This window comes from Pseudomonas sp. SAR267 (assembly GCF_052077595.1).
Classification (GTDB): domain Bacteria; phylum Pseudomonadota; class Gammaproteobacteria; order Pseudomonadales; family Pseudomonadaceae; genus Aquipseudomonas; species Aquipseudomonas vlassakiae.
Window position 1 is genome coordinate 3,478,138 of sequence record NZ_JBQIHU010000001.1, and the last position, 19,001, is coordinate 3,497,138.

General features: G+C 63.7%; 14 protein-coding genes and 1 riboswitch. Of the genes, 7 read left to right on the plus strand and 7 right to left on the minus strand.

Annotation, left to right across the window (positions count from 1 at the left end; all coding sequences use genetic code 11):
- Positions 1-4: 4 nt before the first annotated feature.
- From ACTORR_RS16420 to trhA, 3 genes are all read left to right on the plus strand, one after another.
- Positions 5-4,894, plus strand: coding sequence for a hybrid sensor histidine kinase/response regulator (locus ACTORR_RS16420; protein ID WP_313364924.1), 4,890 nt, complete (start codon positions 5-7; stop codon positions 4,892-4,894).
- The gene (locus ACTORR_RS16425; protein ID WP_054884314.1) at positions 4,887-5,360 is read left to right on the plus strand and encodes a chemotaxis protein CheW; all 474 of its coding nucleotides are present in this window, start codon (positions 4,887-4,889) and stop codon (positions 5,358-5,360) included. The genes ACTORR_RS16420 and ACTORR_RS16425 overlap by 8 nt, the downstream gene beginning before the upstream one ends.
- A gap of 159 nt (positions 5,361-5,519) precedes the next feature.
- Positions 5,520-6,137 carry a PAQR family membrane homeostasis protein TrhA gene (gene trhA / locus ACTORR_RS16430; RefSeq protein WP_054884315.1) on the plus strand — a complete coding sequence of 206 codons (618 nt, stop codon included), beginning with the start codon at positions 5,520-5,522 and terminating at the stop codon, positions 6,135-6,137.
- 8 nt (positions 6,138-6,145) lie between these two features.
- On the opposite strand, the gene ACTORR_RS16435 is transcribed toward trhA, so the two are convergent.
- From ACTORR_RS16435 to ACTORR_RS16445, 3 genes are all read right to left on the minus strand, one after another.
- Entirely contained in the window at positions 6,146-6,868 is a 723-nt protein-coding gene (locus ACTORR_RS16435) for a 16S rRNA (uracil(1498)-N(3))-methyltransferase (RefSeq protein WP_313364923.1), read from the minus strand.
- Between the two features lie 147 nt (positions 6,869-7,015).
- On the minus strand, positions 7,016-8,422 hold the full coding sequence (locus ACTORR_RS16440; protein ID WP_313364922.1) for an adenosylmethionine--8-amino-7-oxononanoate transaminase: 1,407 nt from the start codon (positions 8,420-8,422) through the stop codon (positions 7,016-7,018).
- A 78-nt stretch (positions 8,423-8,500) separates the two neighbouring features.
- A complete protein-coding gene (locus ACTORR_RS16445; RefSeq protein WP_313364921.1) occupies positions 8,501-8,992 on the minus strand; it encodes a hypothetical protein in 492 nt (163 codons plus the stop codon).
- A gap of 203 nt (positions 8,993-9,195) precedes the next feature.
- Here ACTORR_RS16445 and ACTORR_RS16450 point away from each other — a divergent pair, with 203 nt between their 5' ends.
- From ACTORR_RS16450 to ACTORR_RS16460, 3 genes are all read left to right on the plus strand, one after another.
- Positions 9,196-10,986: a flavin monoamine oxidase family protein gene (locus tag ACTORR_RS16450; RefSeq protein WP_441343720.1), complete on the plus strand. Its 1,791-nt coding sequence runs from the start codon at positions 9,196-9,198 to the stop codon at positions 10,984-10,986.
- A 230-nt stretch (positions 10,987-11,216) separates the two neighbouring features.
- Positions 11,217-11,768: a cytochrome b gene (locus ACTORR_RS16455; RefSeq protein WP_054884320.1), complete on the plus strand. Its 552-nt coding sequence runs from the start codon at positions 11,217-11,219 to the stop codon at positions 11,766-11,768.
- Positions 11,769-11,802: 34 nt separating this feature from the next.
- Positions 11,803-12,402, plus strand: coding sequence for a YceI family protein (locus ACTORR_RS16460; protein ID WP_054884321.1), 600 nt, complete (start codon positions 11,803-11,805; stop codon positions 12,400-12,402).
- Positions 12,403-12,469: 67 nt separating this feature from the next.
- On the opposite strand, the gene ACTORR_RS16465 is transcribed toward ACTORR_RS16460, so the two are convergent.
- From ACTORR_RS16465 to ahcY, 4 genes are all read right to left on the minus strand, one after another.
- A complete protein-coding gene (locus tag ACTORR_RS16465; RefSeq protein WP_313365752.1) occupies positions 12,470-14,368 on the minus strand; it encodes a DEAD/DEAH box helicase in 1,899 nt (632 codons plus the stop codon).
- Between the two features lie 378 nt (positions 14,369-14,746).
- Positions 14,747-15,823: a hypothetical protein gene (locus ACTORR_RS16470; RefSeq protein ID WP_313365751.1), complete on the minus strand. Its 1,077-nt coding sequence runs from the start codon at positions 15,821-15,823 to the stop codon at positions 14,747-14,749.
- A 94-nt stretch (positions 15,824-15,917) separates the two neighbouring features.
- Positions 15,918-16,763, minus strand: a complete 846-nt coding sequence (metF, locus tag ACTORR_RS16475; RefSeq protein WP_054884324.1) for a methylenetetrahydrofolate reductase [NAD(P)H] — start codon at positions 16,761-16,763, stop codon at positions 15,918-15,920.
- A 126-nt stretch (positions 16,764-16,889) separates the two neighbouring features.
- Positions 16,890-18,299, minus strand: coding sequence for an adenosylhomocysteinase (gene ahcY, locus ACTORR_RS16480; protein WP_099815603.1), 1,410 nt, complete (start codon positions 18,297-18,299; stop codon positions 16,890-16,892).
- Between the two features lie 20 nt (positions 18,300-18,319).
- Positions 18,320-18,416: riboswitch (S-adenosyl-L-homocysteine riboswitch) on the minus strand.
- A 178-nt stretch (positions 18,417-18,594) separates the two neighbouring features.
- On the opposite strand from ahcY, the gene ACTORR_RS16485 reads away from it, so the two are divergent.
- Positions 18,595-18,996 carry an acyl-CoA thioesterase gene (locus tag ACTORR_RS16485; protein WP_054884326.1) on the plus strand — a complete coding sequence of 134 codons (402 nt, stop codon included), beginning with the start codon at positions 18,595-18,597 and terminating at the stop codon, positions 18,994-18,996.
- Positions 18,997-19,001 lie beyond the last annotated feature (5 nt).

The following is a 19,001-nucleotide window of genomic DNA, read 5'->3' on the forward strand; positions in this document are numbered from 1 at the left end:
AGCCATGGCTTCTGCCGTCGTAAGCCCTGAACGCCACGATACCGTGGCCCTGGCCTGGACCCGGGCCGCCATCCTCGATTGCCTGGGCCAGGCCCGTCAGGCCCTGGAACGCTTTGCCGGCGAGACCGACGACTTGTCGATGCTGGCTTTCGTCGTGGATAACCTGCATCAGGTGCACGGCTGCCTGCGCATGCTCGAGCTGCGCGGTGCCGCCCGCCTGGCCGAAGAGCTGGAATTGCTGGCCAAAGCTTTGGCCGAGGGGCAGTTAAGCCCCCGCGGGGACTGCCTGGGGCCGCTGTTCCGCGGCCTGGAGCAGTTGCCGTCCTATCTGGAGCGGTTGCGCGGAGCGCGCCATGACCTGCCACTGGTGATGCTGCCGCTGCTCAATCAACTGCGCGCCTGCCGCGGCGTCGAGCCGTTGGCCCAGGCCAGCCTGATCAGCGGTGCCGCGCAGCGCTTTGCCGGCTCCGATGACCTGGCCAACCTCGACTTGTCCTTGGGCAACTGGCGGGAGCAGATGCAGGCCGGGCCGGGGCGTGACGCCTTGCGCTCGGTGATCAGCGCCCTGTGCGACGACCTGATGCGGATCAAGGAGCGCCTGGACCAGTTCGTGCGCGGCGACCGCCAGCACAGCGAGGACCTGGACGCACTGCTCGCACCGTTGCGCCATGTGGCCGACACCCTGGCAGTGCTGGGGTTCCAGCAGCCACGCCGGGTCATCATCGACCAGGTGCTGGCGCTGCAGGCCCTGGCCCAGGGGGAGCGCGTGGTGGACGACGCGGTATTGATGGATGTGGCCGGTGCGCTGCTGTATGTGGAGGCCACGCTCAACGGCATGGTCCTGCCGCTGGAGGAGGGCGGGCAGGGCGGCCTGCCCGGCTCGGACCTGGCCGAGATTCGCCAGCTGGTGCTGAACGAGTCACTGTCGGTGTTGCAGCAGGCCAAGGACCTGATCGGCGATTGCCTGGAATCTGGCTGGCCCCGTCAGCGCCTGCAGCCTCTGCCGGGGCTGTTGCAGCAAGTGCGTGGCGCGTTGGCGATGCTCATGCTGCCGGCGGCCGCCGAAGTGTTTGCCGGCTGTGCGGGCTATGTGCAGGGCTGGCTGCAGCACCTGGAGGAGGAGCCGCCTGCGGACGAGCTGACCCACCTGGCCGAGGCCCTAAGCGCCGCCGAGTGCTACCTGCAATGGCGGGTCGCCGACGCGCTGGCCGATGCTCAGCCGTTTCTCGACATGGCCCGCGCCAGCCTGACGGCGCTGGGCGTGCAGTGCACCCATGCGGGCCCGTCCGAGGCGCAGGATGGCAGCGATGGTATCGATGACGAATTGCGCGAAGTGTTCCTCGAGGAGGCCGGCGAATTGCTACCGGAGATCGAGCGACACTGGTTGCGCTGGCGCGCCGACAACAGCCTGCGCGACGCGTTGATCGAGGTACGCCGTGACCTGCATACACTCAAGGGCAGCGGGCGCATGGTGCATGCCGAGGCGGTAGCGGAGCTGGCCTGGGGCGGTGAACACCTGCTCAACCGGGTGCTGGAGGGGCGCATCGCCCTGACCCCGGAAGGCGCAGTAGCGCTGCAGCAGGTGTTCGTCCATCTGCCGGACCTGCTGGCCGACTTTGCGGCTGGCCAGTTGCCGCAATTGAGCGAAATCGAACAGTTGGCGAGCCACCTGCATGCCTTGGCCGAGAACGATACCCCGGCCAGCGCCGACATCGATGGCCTCGACCCGCAACTACTGGATATCTTCCGCAACGAGGCGCAAGGCCACCTGGCCAGCCTGGAAGGCTTTCTGCAGGGCGCCGACGGCCAGGGCAGCGAAGTCAGCGACAGCCTGCAGCGCGCCTTGCACACGCTCAAGGGCAGCGCTGCCATGGCCGGGGTCATGCCGATCGCCGAGTTGGCCACTGCCTTCGACCGCCTGGTACGTGAGTACCGGGGGCACCAGCTGCCGTTGCAGGCAGCGGAGATGCAGTGGCTGCACACCGCCCATGGTCTGCTCCTGCAGGGCCTGGCGCAGCTCGGCAGTACCCCTTTGGCGACCATCCCGGGGGCGGCGCAGCTGATCGAGCAGGTCGGCGAGGCGGTGGACCTGCGCCTGGCCAGCCTGCATGCCGAGCCTCAACATACACGCAGTGGCAAGCGCGACCCACAGCTGATCGCCAGTTTCCTGGCCCAGGCCATGGACATCCTGCTGGACGCCGAGTCGCTGCTGTTGCGTTGGCAACAGCAGCCCGGGCAGCGCGAACCGCTGGAGACCTTGCTCGATGAGCTGACCAGCCTTGGCCACGCCGCGCACCTTGCCGACCTGTGGCAGATGGATGCCATCTGCGAGGCACTTCTCGATCTCTACGGCGCGGTGGAGGAGGGCAGCCTGGGCGCCAGCCCGCGCTTTTTCGCCGTTGCCCTGCAAGCCCATGAAGCCCTGCTGGACATGCTCGACGAAGTGGCCGCCGGGCAGGCGCTCAGCCCACGGCCTGACTGTATCGACGCCCTGCGCGACGTGTTGGAGGGGGCGCTGGCGGCTGATGCCACCGGCTTGGTAAGCGCTGATGCGGTTACGCCGCTTGCTGGCGCGCTGGAGCACGAAGAGGATGCTGACAGCCCAGGCGACAAGGAGCTGCTCGAGGTGTTCCTCGAAGAAAGCTCGGACATCGTCGAAAGCGCCGCCGCAGCCCTGGCGCGCTGGCAGGCCGACCCGCGCAGCGGCGTCGAGGTGGAGAACCTGCTGCGTGATCTGCACACCCTCAAGGGTGGCGCGCGCATGGTCGAGATCAGCGCCATCGGCGATCTGGCCCATGAGCTGGAATTCCTTTACGAGCTGCTCGCCGCCGGGCGCCTGCCGCCGAGCTCGGCGTTGTTCGCACTGCTGCAGAACTGCCATGACCGCCTGGCGCATATGCTCGACGCCGTGCGCCTGGGCCAGCCGCTGCACACGGCTACCGCGCTGATCGACTACATTCGTAACTTCAGCAGTGCCGCACTGACCGACAGCGCGGCCAGCCAGGCCACGGCGGACACCGCACCCGCCGAAATACCGGTGGCGGCACCGGAGCGGGCGCCGGGCGACATGGTCAAGGTCGACGCCGAGCTGCTCGACGACCTGGGTAACCTGGCCGGCGAGCATTCGGTCATTCGCGGCCGTATCGAACAGCAAGTCAACGATGCCCAGTTCGCCCTCAACGAGATGGAAACCACCCTGGAGCGCATGCGCGACCAGCTGCTGCGCCTGGACATCGAGACCCAGGGGCGGATCAGCAGCCGCCAGGCGTTCGAGGGAGACGCCTACGAAGATTTCGACCCGCTGGAGATGGACCGCCATTCGCAACTGCAGCAGCTGTCGCGGGCCCTGTTCGAGTCGGCCTCCGACCTGCTCGACCTCAAGGAAACCCTTGCCCAGCGTGCCCAGGAGGCCTACAGCCTGCTGCAACAACAGGCCCGGGTGAACAGCCAGTTGCAGGAAGGCCTGACCGCGACCCTGATGGTCCCGTTCGAGCGCCTGGTGCCGCGCTTGCAGCGGGTCGTGCGCCAGGTGGCCAGCGAGCTGGGCAAGCAGGTCGAACTGGTGGTCGGCAATGCCGAGGGTGAACTGGACCGCAGTGTGCTGGAACGGATGGTCGCGCCACTGGAGCACATGCTGCGCAATGCAGTCGACCATGGCCTGGAAGCGCGCGAGATACGCCTGGCTGCGGGCAAGCCGGAGCAGGGCACCATTCACCTGAACTTGCTGCATGAAGGCGCAGACATCGTCATCGAAATGACCGACGACGGCGCCGGCGTGCCGCTGGAGGCGGTCCGGCGCAAGGCAATCAAGCGCGGCCTGCTGGACCCGCAGGCGCACCTGAGCGATCACGAGATCCTGCAGTTCATCCTGCGCCCGGGCTTTTCCACGGCGGAGAAGATCACCCAGATTTCCGGGCGCGGCCTGGGCATGGACGTGGTCCACGAAGAGGTCAAGCAACTGGGCGGCTCGATGAGCATCGAGTCGGCACAGGGCAAGGGCGCACGGTTCCTGATCCGCTTGCCGTTCACCGTGTCGATCAACCGGGCCTTGATGGTGCACCTGGGCGAGGAGCAGTACGCCATACCGCTCAACACCATCGAAGGCATCGTGCGTGTACCACCGGCCGAACTGGCCACCTGTTATCAGCTGGACGCCCCGCGTTATGTGTATGGCGGCCACGAGTACGAGTTGCGTTACCTCGGCGAGCTGCTGCAGGGGCTGCCGCGCCCAGTGCTGCTGGGGCAGAGCGTGCCGCTGCCGGTGTTGCTGCTGCATTCCCAGGAGCAGTCGTTCGCCATCCAGGTAGACAGCCTGTCGCCGAGCCGTGAGATCGTGGTCAAGAGCCTTGGCCCGCAGTTCGCCGCCGTGGCGGGTTTGTCGGGGGCGACCTTGCTCGGTGATGGCCGCGTGGTACTGATCCTCGACCTGCTGGGCCAGCTGCGTGGCCAGCAGCGGCGGCTGGCGCGTCTGCCGGGTGGCAGCGGGGTGCAGCGCACCTTGTTCGGCCCGGCACCCCGGCGGGCCACGCTGGTGATGGTGGTGGATGACTCGGTAACCGTGCGCAAGGTCACCAGCCGCCTGCTGGAGCGCCATGGCATGAGCGTGATGACGGCCAAGGATGGTGTCGATGCCATGGCCCTGCTGGAAGAGCACCGCCCCGATGTGCTGTTGCTGGACATCGAGATGCCGCGCATGGATGGTTTCGAAGTGGCCACCCGCATTCGCCGCGACGAGCGTCTGAAAGACCTGCCGATCATCATGATCACCTCGCGCACCGGGCAGAAGCACCGCGACCGGGCCATGGCCATCGGCGTCAACGATTACCTGGGCAAACCCTATCAGGAGTCGGTGCTGCTGCAGAGCATCGCCCACTGGAGCCAGACCCATGCTTGAACTGATTGCAGGGCAACGCAGCAGCCTCACAGGCCTGCTGCTGCCGCTGGGCGACCGTACGCTGGTATTGCCCAATGTCGCTGTGGTCGAACTGATCGGCCAACGCAACCTGGTGTGCGAACCGGGAGACCCGGCTTGGCACCTGGGGTGGATCGACTGGCGACAGCAGCATCTGCCGTTGATCGGTTTCGAGGCCGCCTGCGGCGGTGAGACGCCCTGTGGCGAGCGGGCGCGGATCGTAGTGCTGAATGCGCTCGGGGACACCGGCTTGCGCTACCTGGCAGTGCTGCTGCAGGACATTCCGCGCTCGTGCAAACTCGACAGCCAGCTCAACTATGTGGATGTGCCGCTGGGCAGCCTGGAGCTGGCCGCGGTGCAGGTAGGCGAGCAAGTGGCGCGTGTGCCGGACCTGGTCGGGCTGGAAAGGCTGGTGCGTGACGCTGAACTGCAACCTGTGCTTGGGTAGGATGTTCGGGCTCATGGCCCTTTCGCGGGTAAACCCGCTCTCACAGGTACTGCACTGCCCTTGAAACATGTGCGATCCCTGTGGGAGCGGGCATGCCCGCGAAGAGGCCGGAACAGGATGACTCAGGAACCCAGCCCACCTCAGGAGGTCTGTGTTTGCATGTACTACGGTGAACGCTTCAATGCCTGGACCCACCTGGTCGGTGCCGTCCTGGCCTGTATCGGTGCCATCTGGCTGATCGTCGCTGCTGGCCTGCAGGGCGACCCCTGGAAGATCGTCAGTTTCTCCATCTACGGCAGCACCTTGCTGTTGCTCTACAGCATCTCTACCCTCTATCACAGCACCCGCGGGCGGGCGAAGGTGATCATGCGCAAGCTCGATCACCTGTCGATCTACCTGCTGATCGCCGGCAGCTACACCCCGTTCTGCCTGGTCAGCCTGCGCGGGCCCTGGGGCTGGAGCCTGTTCGGCGTGGTCTGGGGCCTGGCGGTGATCGGCATGCTGCAAGAGATCAAGCCGCGCTCGGAAGCGCGTATCCTGTCGATCATCATCTATGCGCTGATGGGCTGGATCGTGCTGGTGGCGGTGAAGCCGCTGCTGAACAGCCTCGGTACTGCCGGCTTCACCTGGCTGGCGGCCGGCGGCGTGTTCTACACCGTCGGCATCATTTTCTTCGCCCTCGACAGCCGCTTACGCCATGCACATGGCATCTGGCACCTGTTCGTGATTGTCGGCAGCCTGATGCACTTCGTGGCGGTGTCGCTGTACGTGCGTTAGCTTTTTGTTTACGAAAAATCACCCCACAACTGCTGCGCTACCGACAGCGCTACCACCGGCGCTGTCTCGGTACGCAATACCCGCGGCCCGAGGCGTGCGGCATGGAAGCCCGCAGCCTTGGCCTGATCGACTTCCGCCTCGCTCAGGCCGCCTTCCGGGCCGATCAGGAACGCCAGCGTTGCCGGCTTGTCATGGCTGGTCAATGGCGCGGCGACCGGGTGCAGCACCAGCTTGAGCTCGGCCTCGGTGCCCTTGAGCCATTCGGCCAGGGTCACCGTTGGATGAATGACCGGCAGGGTCGAGCGGCCGCATTGTTCGCAGGCACTGATTGCCACCTGGCGCCAGTGGGCCAGGCGCTTGTCGGCACGTTCGTCCTTCAGGCGCACTTCACAGCGTTCGCTGACGATCGGGGTGATTGCGTTGGCGCCAAGCTCGGTGGCCTTCTGGATCGCCCAATCCATGCGCTCGCCGCGGGACAGGCCTTGGCCGAGGTGGACGTGAAGCGGTGAGTCGGGCTGGCCGGCCAGGGCCTGGTCGAGGTTGACGCGTACCGTCTTCTTTCCGACCTCGAGCAGTTGGCCGAGGTATTCCTGGCCACTGCCATCGAACAGTTGCACGGCGTCGCCAGGGGCCATGCGCAGGACGCGGCCGATGTAGTGGGCCTGGGCTTCGGGCAGGTCGTGCTCGCCAAGGCTCAGGGGGGCGTCGATGAAGAAGCGGGACAGTCTCATGGGTTTGCTCGGTATAAGAGAGACACAGATCCCTTGTGGGAGCGGGCGGGCCCGCGAATTAGGCACCGCGGTGCCTGGCAAGGGCTTCGCCCTTGTTCGCGGGCATGCCCGCTCCCACAGGGAAAGTGGTATGGCGAACGGTCGGATTTAGCCCGGGTCGCGGAAGTCGGGGTGGAAGTTGGCCGGTACGGCGACGCTGACGCTGTCGCGGGTGGCGATGTCGATGCCTTCGCTGGCCACTTCGGCGAGGAAGTCGATCTGCTCCGGGGTGATCACGTACGGCGGCAGGAAGTACACCACGCTACCTAGCGGGCGCAGCAAGGCGCCGCGGGTCAGGGCGTGCTCGAACACTTTCAGGCCACGACGCTCCTGCCACGGGTAGGCAGCCTTGGTGGTCTTGTCCTGAACCATCTCGATGGCCAGGGCCATGCCGGTCTGGCGGATCTCGGCGACGTGGGCGTGATCGGCCAGGTGCGCGGTGGCGCTGGCCATGCGCGCGGCCAGTGCCTTGTTGGCCTCGATCACGTTGTCCTGCTCGAAGATGTCCAGCGTCGCCAGGGCGGCGGCGCAGGCCAGCGGGTTGCCGGTGTAGCTGTGCGAGTGGAGGAACGCGCGCAGGGTCGGGTAATCGTCGTAGAAGGCCTGGTACACCTTGTCGGTGGTCAGGCAGGCGGCCAGCGGCAGGTAGCCACCGGTCAGGGCCTTGGACAGGCACAGGAAGTCCGGGCGGATGCCGGCCTGCTCGCAGGCGAACATCGTGCCGGTGCGGCCGAAACCAACGGCGATCTCGTCATGGATCAGGTGCACGTCATAACGGTCACAGGCTTCGCGCAGCAGCTTGAGGTACACCGGGTGATACATGCGCATTCCGCCAGCACCCTGGATCAGCGGTTCGATGATCACTGCCGAGAGGGTTTCGTGGTGCTCGGCCAGGGTCTGTTCCATGGCGGCGAACATGTTGCGCGAGTGCTCTTCCCAGCTCATGCCCTCGGGGCGCAGGTAGCAGTCGGGGCTTGGCACCTTGATGGTGTCGAGCAGCAGTGCCTTGTAGGTTTCGGTGAACAGGGGCACGTCGCCGACCGACATCGCGGCAATGGTCTCGCCGTGGTAGCTGTTGGTCAGCGTCACGAAGCGCTTTTTCGCCGGTTTGCCGTTGTTCTGCCAGTAATGGAAGCTCATCTTCAACGCCACTTCGATGCACGACGAGCCGTTGTCGGCGTAGAACACCCGGTCGAGCCCGGCGGGGGTCATGGCGACCAGGCGTTCGGACAGCTCGATCACCGGTTGATGGCTGAAGCCGGCGAGGATGACATGCTCCAGCTGGTCGACCTGATCCTTGATGCGCTGGTTGATGCGCGGGTTGGCATGGCCGAACACGTTGACCCACCAGCTGCTCACGGCATCCAGGTAGCGTTTGCCGTCGAAGTCCTCGAGCCACACGCCTTCACCACGCCGGATCGGGATCAGTGGCAGCTGCTCGTGGTCTTTCATCTGGGTGCAGGGGTGCCACAAGACCTTGAGGTCGCGTTGCATCCACTGATCGTTGAGGCCCATGGGCACTTCTCCTGGCTTACTGCCTGCTTTGACCGCGTAAGCCTAAGCAAAGCCAGGGGGCAGGACAACCGCTAGTGGTCAATGACGGCAGGTGCGGGTCCATTCCAGCTTGCGAATATGTACGGTGCCAGCCTGTGAAGTGGATATGGTCAGGCGACGGAAGGGTCCCTCGATGAGCTGATGATAGGGTTGGGTGGAGATCGGGCCCGGCCTGAAGTCGGTATAGCCGCTGCCGGACAGGGTGAGCCAGTAGAAATTGCGCGGTATCGGGGCGATCAGTTCCATGTCGCAGCCATCGGTATCCAGCAGCACCTGCACATCGTCGAAGTGCTGGTCGCTGACGACGTAATACTCCAGCCGCAGGCATTCGACTTCCTGGTTGAAGGTGATTTCCACGTCACTGTGCTCGCCAATCACCAGCTCGGTGCCTTCATTGCCTTTGAAGGCTTCATGCAGGCCGGTCCATGACGTACCGTTGGAGCGGATTTTCAGGCCTGAGGGGGTGCGTACCGTCTGGTTGTGCCACAAGAATTGCCTTTCTACCTGTGCGAAATGCTCCACATAGGTCATGGCGCAGCTCCTTTTGTCGGTTTTTTCAGCCAGCTTCGCCTAATGGCCAGAAGCCTGGCTACTGACAAAAATGCCAGTTGCCAGAGGCACTTGATGTCGCCGTGCTGGCAGGGTCCAGATACCTGACGTATTCTTAGCGCATCGACTCTCGGGGCATTCCCGCCTCTTCCCATCCCTGCTATTTCAACTCGGAGTTCGCCGACATGGCTGCTGCTTGGGTGCGCCTGTGCGCGTTGGTATTGATCGGTGTGTCCAGCGGCGCCGCGCTGGCAAAGGACAAGACACCTTCGGCAATCGTCGTGGGTGGCGGCCTGGCTGGCCTGACTGCGGCCTATGAACTGCAGAACAAGGGTTGGCAGGTCACCCTGCTGGAGGCCAAGTCAGGCATGGGTGGCCGTTCGGGCCTGGCCACCAGCGAATGGATCGGTAACGCCAAGGCCCAGCCGGTGCTGAACCAGTACCTTGACCGTTTCAAGCTTGAAACACTGCCCGCTCCGGAGTTCGTCCGTACCCCCGGCTACCTGATCGACGGCGAGTACTTCAGCGCCGCCGACCTGACCACCAAGCAGCCGGCTACCGCCGAGGCCCTCAAGCGCTACGAAAAGACCCTCGACGACCTGGCCCGTTCGATCGATGACCCGCTCAACCCGCAGGCGAACAGCACCCTGTTCGCCCTGGACCAGATCAACGTCGCCACCTGGCTCGACAAGCTGCAATTGCCGGCCACCGCACGGCAGTTGATCAACCAGCAGATCCGTACCCGCTACGACGAGCCATCGCGCCTGTCGCTGCTCTACTTCGCTCAGCAGAACCGCGTCTACCGCGGCGTCAGTGATCGCGACCTGCGTGCCGCGCGCCTGCCAGGCGGCAGCCCGGTGCTGGCCCAGGCATTCGTCAAGCAACTGAAGACCATCAAGACCAGCTCGCCGGTCACGGCGATCGTGCAGGACAAGGACGGCGTCAGCGTCAAGGTCGGCAGCACCGACTACAAGGCCGATTACCTGGTGATGGCGGTTCCTCTGCGGGCGCTGGCCAAGATTCAGATCACCCCAGGCCTGGACACCCAGCATATGGCGGCGCTCAAGGGCACCAACTACGGCTGGCGTGACCAGCTGATGCTCAAGTTCAAGCAACCTGTTTGGGAAAGCCGCGCGCGCATGTCGGGCGAGATCTTCAGTAACGCCGGCCTCGGCATGCTGTGGATCGAGCCGGCGCTCAAGGGCGGTGCCAACGTGGTGATCAACCTGTCGGGTGACAATGCGCGGCTGCTGCAGGCGTTCGGCGACAAACAGATGGTCGACCAGGTGCTGATCCGCCTGCATGCGTTCTATCCACAGGCTCGCGGTGCGTTTACCGGTTATGAGGTCAAGCGTTACAGCATCGATGCCGGCACCGGTGGCGCCTACCTGGCATACGGCCCAGGGCAGATCAGCAAGTACTGGCGCCTGTGGGAGCGCCCGGTGCAGCGCATCACCTTTGCCGGTGAGCACACCGATGCGCTCTACCCAGGCACCCTCGAAGGCGCCCTGCGCAGCGGCCAGCGTGCTGCCGGCCAGGTGCAGGACTTGCTCGCCGGCAAGTCGTTCGACCCGGCCAAGGCTGCGACCGTCGCGGCAGCGGCGACAGCCGGTGCCGCTGTGGCGAAGAAGGACAATGGCGGCGGTTTCTTCTCGCGCCTGTTCGGTGGTTCCGACAAGCCTGAGGTCAAGGCTGCGCCGGTTGCCAAGGTGGAGCCCAAGGTTGAGGCAGGCGCGCCAGCACCGGTACCCGCAGCAGCCCCTGTAGCGCCTGCCCCTGCTGAAATCGTCAAGGAAGAGCCAGCCAAGCCCGCCGCGACGAAGGCTGCGCCAGCCAAGCCGGTACCGGCCAAGCATGCACCGGCACACAAGCCTGCGGCCAAACAGACGAAAAAGGCCGTCGAGCCGAAGAAAGCCACGGTCAGATCCGAGCCGGTGAAGAAGGCGGTGAACAATACTCAGGCCAAGGCCAACTGAATCCTGTAGCGGCCTCTCGCGGGTAAACCCGCTCTTACAGGGAGCGGGCGCGTCCGCGAAGAGGCCGGTACTGGCAACCACAAACTCTCCACCTATTGTTAATGTTTCCTTAATAGGTAACTTACACACTATTCATCGTATTTCTCGATAATCCAAAGCAGTTTTTTAAGCTTTTATTCGATACGTTACGCGCTAGTCTGTGCACAGCTTTCACGGGGAACTACGTCATCATGCAATTGCGCAATTCACCTTCTCGCTATGGCGTGGTCAGCATCGTCCTGCACTGGGGCGTTGCACTGGCAGTCTTCGGCCTGTTCGGCCTGGGCCTGTGGATGGTCGATCTCGGCTACTACGACCCTTGGCGCAAGGCCGGCCCTGACCTGCACAAAAGCATCGGCCTGGTATTGCTGGCGGTGATGCTGTTGCGTGTGGTCTGGCGTTTCATCAGTCCGCCACCGCCGGCACCGGCCAACCACGGGGCATTCACCCGCGTGGCGGCCAAGCTGGGGCACCTGGCGCTGTACCTCGGGCTGTTTGCGGTGATGATCGCCGGTTACCTGATTTCCACTGCCGACGGCGTCGGCATTCCGGTGTTCGGCCTGTTTGACGTGCCGGCGCTGATCAGCGACCTGCCCGACCAAGCGGACGTCGCCGGCGTGATTCACCTGTGGTTGGCATGGGGCCTGGTGATCTTCGCCGTGCTGCATGCCCTGGCGGCCCTGAAACACCATTACATCGACCGTGACGCGACCCTGACCCGCATGCTGGGCCGCAAAGCTTGACTCTCAACCTCAATTGCATAGGAAGGAAGTAAGGATGTTGAAAAAGACTTTTGCCGCTCTGGCGCTCGGTACCGCTCTGTTCTCCGCCGGCCAGGCCATGGCTGCCGAGTACAAGATCGACAAGGAAGGCCAGCACGCGTTCGTTGATTTCAAGATCAGCCACCTGGGCTACAGCTTCATCACCGGTACCTTCAAGGACTGGGATGGTAACTTCAGCTGGGACCCGGCCAAGCCTGAAGCCAGCAAGATCGATGTCACCCTCAAGACTGTGAGCGTAGATACCAACCACGCCGAGCGGGACAAGCACATCAAGAGCAAGGACTTCCTTGACGTAGCCAAGTACCCCACTGCCACCTTCAAGTCGACCAAGGTGACCCCGACCGGCAAGAACGCCGAAGGTCAACTGACTGCCGATGTCGCCGGTGATCTGACCCTGACTGGCGTGACCAAGCCGGTGGTGATCAAGGCCACCTTCATTGGTGAAGGCAAGGACCCATGGGGCGGCTACCGTGCCGGCTTCGAGGGCAAGCTCGATATCAACCGCAAGGATTTCGCGCCGAAATCCATGGACCTCGGCCCGCTGTCCGAAAAAGTTGAGCTGTACTTTGTGTTCGAAGGTGTTCAGCAGAAGTGATATTGCTGAACAGGCAATAAAAAACGCCGCCCATTGGGCGGCGTTTTTTTATGCCTGATGCATGAACTCAGCCTTTGCGGGTGAGCAGCGCAGGTCGCTCACCACGCGGGCGGCTCGGCAGCTCATCCAACTGCTCTGGCGTCGGGTAACGGTCGAGCTTGGATTCCTTGCGGATGATCACGGGCTGGTGCTGTTCGCGGGGGCTGCGTACTGCCGGCTCCTGGCGCGATGCATCGTTACGCCCGGCCGAACGGTTGCGGCCCGCGCCATTGTTGTCACGACGTGCACCACCACCACCGTTGCTGTTGCGTGGGCGCTTTTCGCCACTGCCGCTGCGCTGCTGGCCGCCAGTGTTGCGGCCTTGGCCACCACCGTTGTTGCTGCGCTGGCTTGCGCCTTGGCTCTGGCCCTGGCCTTGACCTGCACCACCCGGACGGCGGTTGCGGCCTTGGCCCTTAGCGTTCTGGTAAGGGCTGACGTAGTCGGCGCGGTTCCCGAAGTTGTCGATATCGTCGTCCAGGAACTCCTCTGGATCTCGGTCGGCAGCCGGTTTCGGGATAGGGCTGTTGCTGGTCTGCTGTTGCTGGCGCGGCTTCTTGTCACGCGGCTTGCGTTGCTGCTGTTGCTTGTCGCCAGACTTTTCCTTGTCGGCCGGCTTGTCCGCAGCCTGCGGCTTGGCCTTGCCTTTATCCTTGCCCTTGTCCTTGCGGCCGCCATTGGCATCTTTGCCGCCTTCGCCGCGAGCCTGCTGGTTGCGACCGCCGCGGCCGCTGTTCTGCTGGCGTTCGCGCACTTCAGGCTTTTCAGCTTCTACCTGGCTGGCGTCGAAGCCCATCAGGTCGCCATCCGGGATCTTCTGCTTGGTGACCCGCTCGATGCTCTTGAGCAGTTTTTCTTCATCCGGCGCAACCATCGAGATGGCCTCGCCCGAGCGCCCGGCACGGCCGGTACGGCCGATGCGGTGCACGTAGTCTTCCTCGACGTTCGGCAGCTCGAAGTTGACCACGTGGGGCAGCTGGTCGATGTCCAGGCCTCGGGCGGCGATGTCGGTGGCCACCAGCACGCGTACGCTGTTGGCCTTGAAGTCGGCCAAGGCCTTGGTGCGGGCGTTCTGGCTCTTGTTGCCGTGGATAGCGGCAGCGGTCAGGCCGTGCTTTTCCAGGTACTCGGCCAGGCGGTTGGCGCCGTGCTTGGTGCGGGTGAATACCAGAACCTGCTCCCAGGCGCCCAGCGTGATCAAATGCGCCAGCAGGGCGCGTTTGTGGCTGGCGGGCAGCCGGTAGACGCGCTGCTCGATACGCTCGACGGTGGTGTTTGGCGGGGTGACCTCGATACGCTCCGGGTTGTGCAGGAGCTTGTCGGCGAGGTCGGTGATGTCTTTGGAGAAGGTCGCCGAGAACAGCAGGTTCTGGCGCTTGACCGGCAGGCGGGCAAGGACCTTCTTCACGTCATGGATGAAGCCCATGTCGAGCATGCGGTCGGCTTCGTCGAGGACCAGGATTTCAACGTGGGCCAGGTCGACCTTGCCTTGGCCGGCCAGGTCGAGCAGGCGCCCCGGGCAGGCGACGAGCACGTCGACACCCTTGGCGATGGCCTGGATCTGCGGGTTCATGCCGACGCCGCCGAAGATGCAGGCGCTGACCAGTGGCAGGTCGCGGGCGTACACCTTGAAGCTGTCGTGCACCTGGGCGGCGAGCTCGCGGGTTGGGGTCAGGACCAGGACACGCGGCTGGCGTGGGCCATGACGCTGGGATTTGTCGGGGTGGCCGGCCGGGAACAGGCGCTCAAGGATCGGCAAGGCGAAGCCGCCGGTTTTACCAGTACCAGTCTGTGCGGCAACCATCAGGTCGCGGCCTTGCAACACGGCGGGAATGGCCCGCTGTTGCACCGGGGTCGGCTGGGTGTAGCCCGCAGCCTCGATAGCGCGGACAAGAGCCTCGGAGAGACCGAGGGAAGCAAAGGACATGGGCAATCCTGTTCTCGTGTGGGCTGGGCCCGTTGGGATGTTCTGCCTGGCGCGACGGGCATCCAAGGGATGCGATCGCGTCCGGTCCAGCTGGGCTTTCACTGCGCATCCGGGAAGCGGAGGGTGGACGCCAAGGGGCGTCGATGCCGATCGGGATGCCTGTTGCGAGGCCGAGCGTCCGGGCGTGAGCCGGGCGGGAAGGCCCGAGTATAACAGAGCTGACGCCGCGTGCTGCTTTCCTGCTGCTCAACGGTGCCGGCAAGACTGCCAGCATCGTAAGCAGTAGGGGGCACCGCAAATGGGCGATGCGTGGCGTGGCGCGGGATCACGTGCTCGCCAAGGGTAAGGCCAGTGAAGATCAAGCCCCTGTTTCAGGCCTCAGCGATCGGAAGAACGCAGCAGGTGCGCCTCGATATCCTTGCGCCGGCCGCCCAGTGACAGGCGCAGGCTCGGGTGGCGCAGGCACTGACGCAATTGCTCGGGCTCGATGCGCCCATGGCGTTCGTTGAAGTTCTCCAGCGCCTTGTCCCACCAGGCCGTTGCACAAGCGCGATCGAACTCGTTGGGGTAGGGGTAGCAGCCATACAGCAGTTCGCGCACGAACTGGCGCTCGCGGCTGGGCATGGTCAGGCTCAAGGCTTTGTAACCCAGACGCTGCAAGGTCGGAGGGCGTGGCAGCTGGTCGTTGACCAGTGCCACATCGGCAAGCGCCGCCGGCCCCAGTGGGTTATGGCCGTGCTTACCCAGCCAGGCCTGGATCTTGGCGCGGAACTGGGCCTTGCGGCTCCAGTAGTGATGAATGACGTCGGTGCATTCGGCCAATTCCATCTTGCGGTAAGCGGCCACCGCCAGGCAGAACTCTTCCAGGGTGTAGGCAGTGCGGGCCAATGGGTAGAACTCGTCCATCATGGCAATCGAGCGGTCCAGCACGTCGCTGTTCTCGGCGCACAGGCCGATCACGCCCGAGTTGACCAACGGCATCTGGCAATCGGCCAGGCCACGTGGTTCGAGAATGCCGAGCAGATTCTTGTACAGCAGGCACTGCTGGTTCGCACCGTAGCGCGCGCCAATGGCATTGCACAGCAGCGTGCCTGGCTTGACCCGCTGGAACAGTTGCAGCGGCGACTTGCGGAAGAAGGTATCGGTGTCGATCAGCACGGCCTGGGGGTGTTGCTGCAGCACTTGGCGCAACAGCACGTGCTTGCTGCGGAAGTGATAACCGTGGGGCTGGTTCCAGGCCTTGCGGGTGGCCTCGTCAAGCAGATGAACGGTTACGGGCAGTTTTGCGTAAGGCTCGGCTTTGTCGGTATAGACCTGGATGTCGATGGCCAGGTTGGTATTGCCCCCCAGATTCGCAATAGCGCTGACGATGCTAAAGCAGGCTTCCTGATGATAGGTGGCCGGGCCGAACGCCAAGTAGACGAGCTGAGGGCGAGATGGCAGAAAATGTTGCATTGCAGACGACACCTATCAAAGCCACAAAATAAATAAGGCCCTAGTCTACGACTAAAGCCTTAATTGTTTGAGAATTTGATGACGCCAAAAAGTTTCAGCGTGGCAGTTTCAGATTGTTCCAGATCGCCAGGCTCGCCTCGGCCTGGTTGAGGGTGTAGAAGTGCAGGCCCGGTGCGCCGCCTTGCAGCAGTTGTTCGCACATGCGGGTGATGACTTCTTCGCCAAAGGCCTGGATGCTCGCCGTATCGTCGCCGTAGGCTTCCAGCTGCTTGCGAATCCAGCGCGGGATCTCGGCGCCGCACGCATCGGAGAAACGCGCCAGTTTGCTGTAGTTGGTGATCGGCATGATGCCGGGCACCACCGGGATGTCCACGCCCATCTTCTGCGCCCGCTCGACGAAGTAGAAATAGCTGTCGGCGTTGAAGAAGTACTGGGTGATGGCGCTATCGGCACCGGCCTTGACCTTGTGCACGAAGTTGCCCAGGTCGGCCTCGAAGTTGCGCGCCTGTGGGTGCATTTCCGGATAGGCCGCTACTTCCAGGTGAAAGTGGTCGCCGGTTTCCTGGCGGATGAACTCGACCAGGTCGCTGGCATAGCGCAGCTCGCCACTGGCCATCCCCATGCCCGACGGCAGGTCGCCACGCAGGGCGACGATGCGCTTGATGCCGGCGGCCTTGTATTCGGCCAGCAGGGCGCGCAGCTCGTCCTTGGTGTCACCCACGCAGGACAGGTGCGGTGCGGCAGGGACCTTCACTTCGCTTTCCAGCTGCAGCACGGTGTTCAGTGTGCGGTCGCGGGTCGAGCCACCGGCACCGTAGGTGCAAGAGAAGAAGTCCGGATTGTACGCGGCCAGCTGGCGGGCCACGCCCATCAGCTTTTCGTGACCGGCGTCGGTCTTGGTTGGGAAGAACTCGAAACTGTAACGGCGATCTTGGGACATCTGGCGTTCCTCGAGCAGCAAGCCTCAAGCAGCAAGCTGCAAGTAAAAGCCAGATCGGTGATGGCCGATCTGGCTTGGGCATCGTTCAGGTTTCGGCGTTGAAGCGTGTCGCTTCAAGCCTGCCGCTTAGTAGCGGTAGGCGTCCGGCTTGAACGGGCCTTCGACGGTCACACCGATGTACTCGGCCTGTTGCGGGGTCAGCTGGGTGACCACGCCACCGAAGCCGCGGACCATTTCCAGGGCCACTTCTTCGTCGAGTTTCTTCGGCAGCACTTCCACGGTCAGGCGCTCGGCCTTCTTGGCAGCTGGCAGTTCGGCGAACTTCTGCTCGAACAGGAAGATCTGTGCCAGCACCTGGTTGGCGAACGAACCGTCCATGATGCGGCTCGGGTGGCCAGTGGCGTTACCCAGGTTCACCAGACGGCCTTCGGCCAGCAGGATCAGGTAATCGTCGTTCTGCGGGTCAAAAGTACCCGCGCCGGTGCGGTGAATCTTGTGAACCTGCGGCTTGACCTCTTCCCAGGCCCAGTTCTTGCGCATGAAGGCGGTGTCGATCTCGTTGTCGAAGTGGCCGATGTTGCAGACCACGGCACGCTTCTTCAGGGCCTTGAGCATGTTGGCGTCGCAGACGTTGACGTTGCCGGTGGTGGTGACGATCAGGTCGATGCGGCCCAGCAGGTCGGCGTTGATGCCGGCTTCGGTACCGGTGTTGATACCGTCCTTGAATGGCGAAACGACTTCGAAGCCGTCCATGCAGGCCTGCATGGCGCAGATCGGGTCAACTTCGGTGACCTTGACGATCATGCCTTCCTGACGCAGCGACTGGGCCGAGCCCTTGCCCACGTCACCGTAGCCGATGACCAGCGCTTGCTTGCCCGACAGCAGGTGGTCGGTGCCGCGCTTGATGGCATCGTTCAGGCTGTGACGGCAGCCGTACTTGTTGTCGTTCTTGCTCTTGGTGACCGAGTCGTTGACGTTGATCGCCGGGACTTTCAGCTCGCCTTTGGCCAGCATGTCCAGCAGGCGGTGCACGCCGGTGGTGGTTTCTTCGGTCACGCCGTGGATCTTTTCCAGCATGGCCGGGTATTTCTTGTGCAGGATTTCGGTCAGGTCACCACCGTCGTCCAGCACCATGTTGGCGTCCCAAGGCTGGCCATCCTTCAGGATGGTCTGCTCGATGCACCACTCGTATTCCTGCTCGGTTTCACCTTTCCAGGCGAATACAGGAATGCCGGCGGCGGCGATGGCGGCAGCGGCCTGGTCCTGGGTGGAGAAGATGTTGCACGACGACCAGCGGACTTCGGCGCCCAGTGCGACCAGGGTTTCGATCAGCACGGCGGTCTGGATGGTCATGTGGATGCAGCCGATGATCTTCGCGCCCTTGAGCGGTTGCTCGGCTTGATACTTGCGGCGCAGGCCCATCAGTGCGGGCATTTCCGATTCGGCGATGATGACTTCCTTGCGGCCCCAGTCGGCCAGGGAAATGTCGGCGACCTTGAAATCGGAAAAACCAGCAGGCGTGTTTACAGCGCTCATGAGAGCCTCCATTCGTAGTGTGCGAATGGGCGCCGTTGTGCGTTGAGCGTCCGCTTCAGCGGACAACGCCCCAACCGAGCCTGACAGGCCGAGCCTGCTGCAGCGCCCCTCGGATGGGTGGCGGGATGGCCGCCACTGTGAGCAGCCATGAGAACGGCTGCGATTATAGCCGTGGCTGTGTGACACACCCAAGGCTTTCTGTCGATTTATCGCGACGATAGTCGATGTTCAATGGAGCGGCGGCGGCCGCTCTGCCATCATTACTTCACGTTAGCCAAGCCGGTCAGGAGTACAGATGAACTTTCACACCCGCAAGTGGGTTAAACCCGAAGACCTCAACCCCAACGGCACGCTGTTCGGCGGCAGCCTGCTGCGCTGGATCGACGAAGAAGCGGCAATCTACGCGATCGTCCAGCTAGGCAACCAGCGCGTGGTGACCAAGTACATGTCGGAGATCAACTTCGTCAGCGCCTCGCGCCAGGGCGACATCATCGAACTGGGCATCACCGCCACCGAGTTCGGCCGCACCTCGATCACCCTCAAGTGTGAAGTGCGCAACAAGATCACCCGCAAGAGCATTCTGACGGTCGACAAGATGGTTTTCGTCAACCTGGGTGAGGATGGCCTGCCGGCGGCCCATGGGCGGACCGAAATCAAGTATATCCAGGACCAGTTCCCGGACTCCGCAGTCGAATGACGCTG

What these genes read in the sequence shown, in the direction of transcription:
- ACTORR_RS16470 (WP_313365751.1), bottom strand. Translation starts at nt 15,823, where the DNA reads ATGCAACATTTTCTGCCATCTCGCCCTCAGCTCGTCTACTTGGCGTTC.
- ahcY (WP_099815603.1), bottom strand. Translation starts at nt 18,299, where the DNA reads ATGAGCGCTGTAAACACGCCTGCTGGTTTTTCCGATTTCAAGGTCGCC.
- ACTORR_RS16445 (WP_313364921.1), bottom strand. Translation starts at nt 8,992, where the DNA reads ATGACCTATGTGGAGCATTTCGCACAGGTAGAAAGGCAATTCTTGTGG.
- trhA (WP_054884315.1), top strand. Translation starts at nt 5,520, where the DNA reads ATGTACTACGGTGAACGCTTCAATGCCTGGACCCACCTGGTCGGTGCC.
- ACTORR_RS16460 (WP_054884321.1), top strand. Translation starts at nt 11,803, where the DNA reads ATGTTGAAAAAGACTTTTGCCGCTCTGGCGCTCGGTACCGCTCTGTTC.
- metF (WP_054884324.1), bottom strand. Translation starts at nt 16,763, where the DNA reads ATGTCCCAAGATCGCCGTTACAGTTTCGAGTTCTTCCCAACCAAGACC.
- ACTORR_RS16440 (WP_313364922.1), bottom strand. Translation starts at nt 8,422, where the DNA reads ATGGGCCTCAACGATCAGTGGATGCAACGCGACCTCAAGGTCTTGTGG.
- ACTORR_RS16420 (WP_313364924.1), top strand. Translation starts at nt 5, where the DNA reads ATGGCTTCTGCCGTCGTAAGCCCTGAACGCCACGATACCGTGGCCCTG.
- ACTORR_RS16465 (WP_313365752.1), bottom strand. Translation starts at nt 14,368, where the DNA reads ATGTCCTTTGCTTCCCTCGGTCTCTCCGAGGCTCTTGTCCGCGCTATC.
- ACTORR_RS16435 (WP_313364923.1), bottom strand. Translation starts at nt 6,868, where the DNA reads ATGAGACTGTCCCGCTTCTTCATCGACGCCCCCCTGAGCCTTGGCGAG.
- ACTORR_RS16485 (WP_054884326.1), top strand. Translation starts at nt 18,595, where the DNA reads ATGAACTTTCACACCCGCAAGTGGGTTAAACCCGAAGACCTCAACCCC.
- ACTORR_RS16455 (WP_054884320.1), top strand. Translation starts at nt 11,217, where the DNA reads ATGCAATTGCGCAATTCACCTTCTCGCTATGGCGTGGTCAGCATCGTC.
- ACTORR_RS16425 (WP_054884314.1), top strand. Translation starts at nt 4,887, where the DNA reads ATGCTTGAACTGATTGCAGGGCAACGCAGCAGCCTCACAGGCCTGCTG.
- ACTORR_RS16450 (WP_441343720.1), top strand. Translation starts at nt 9,196, where the DNA reads ATGGCTGCTGCTTGGGTGCGCCTGTGCGCGTTGGTATTGATCGGTGTG.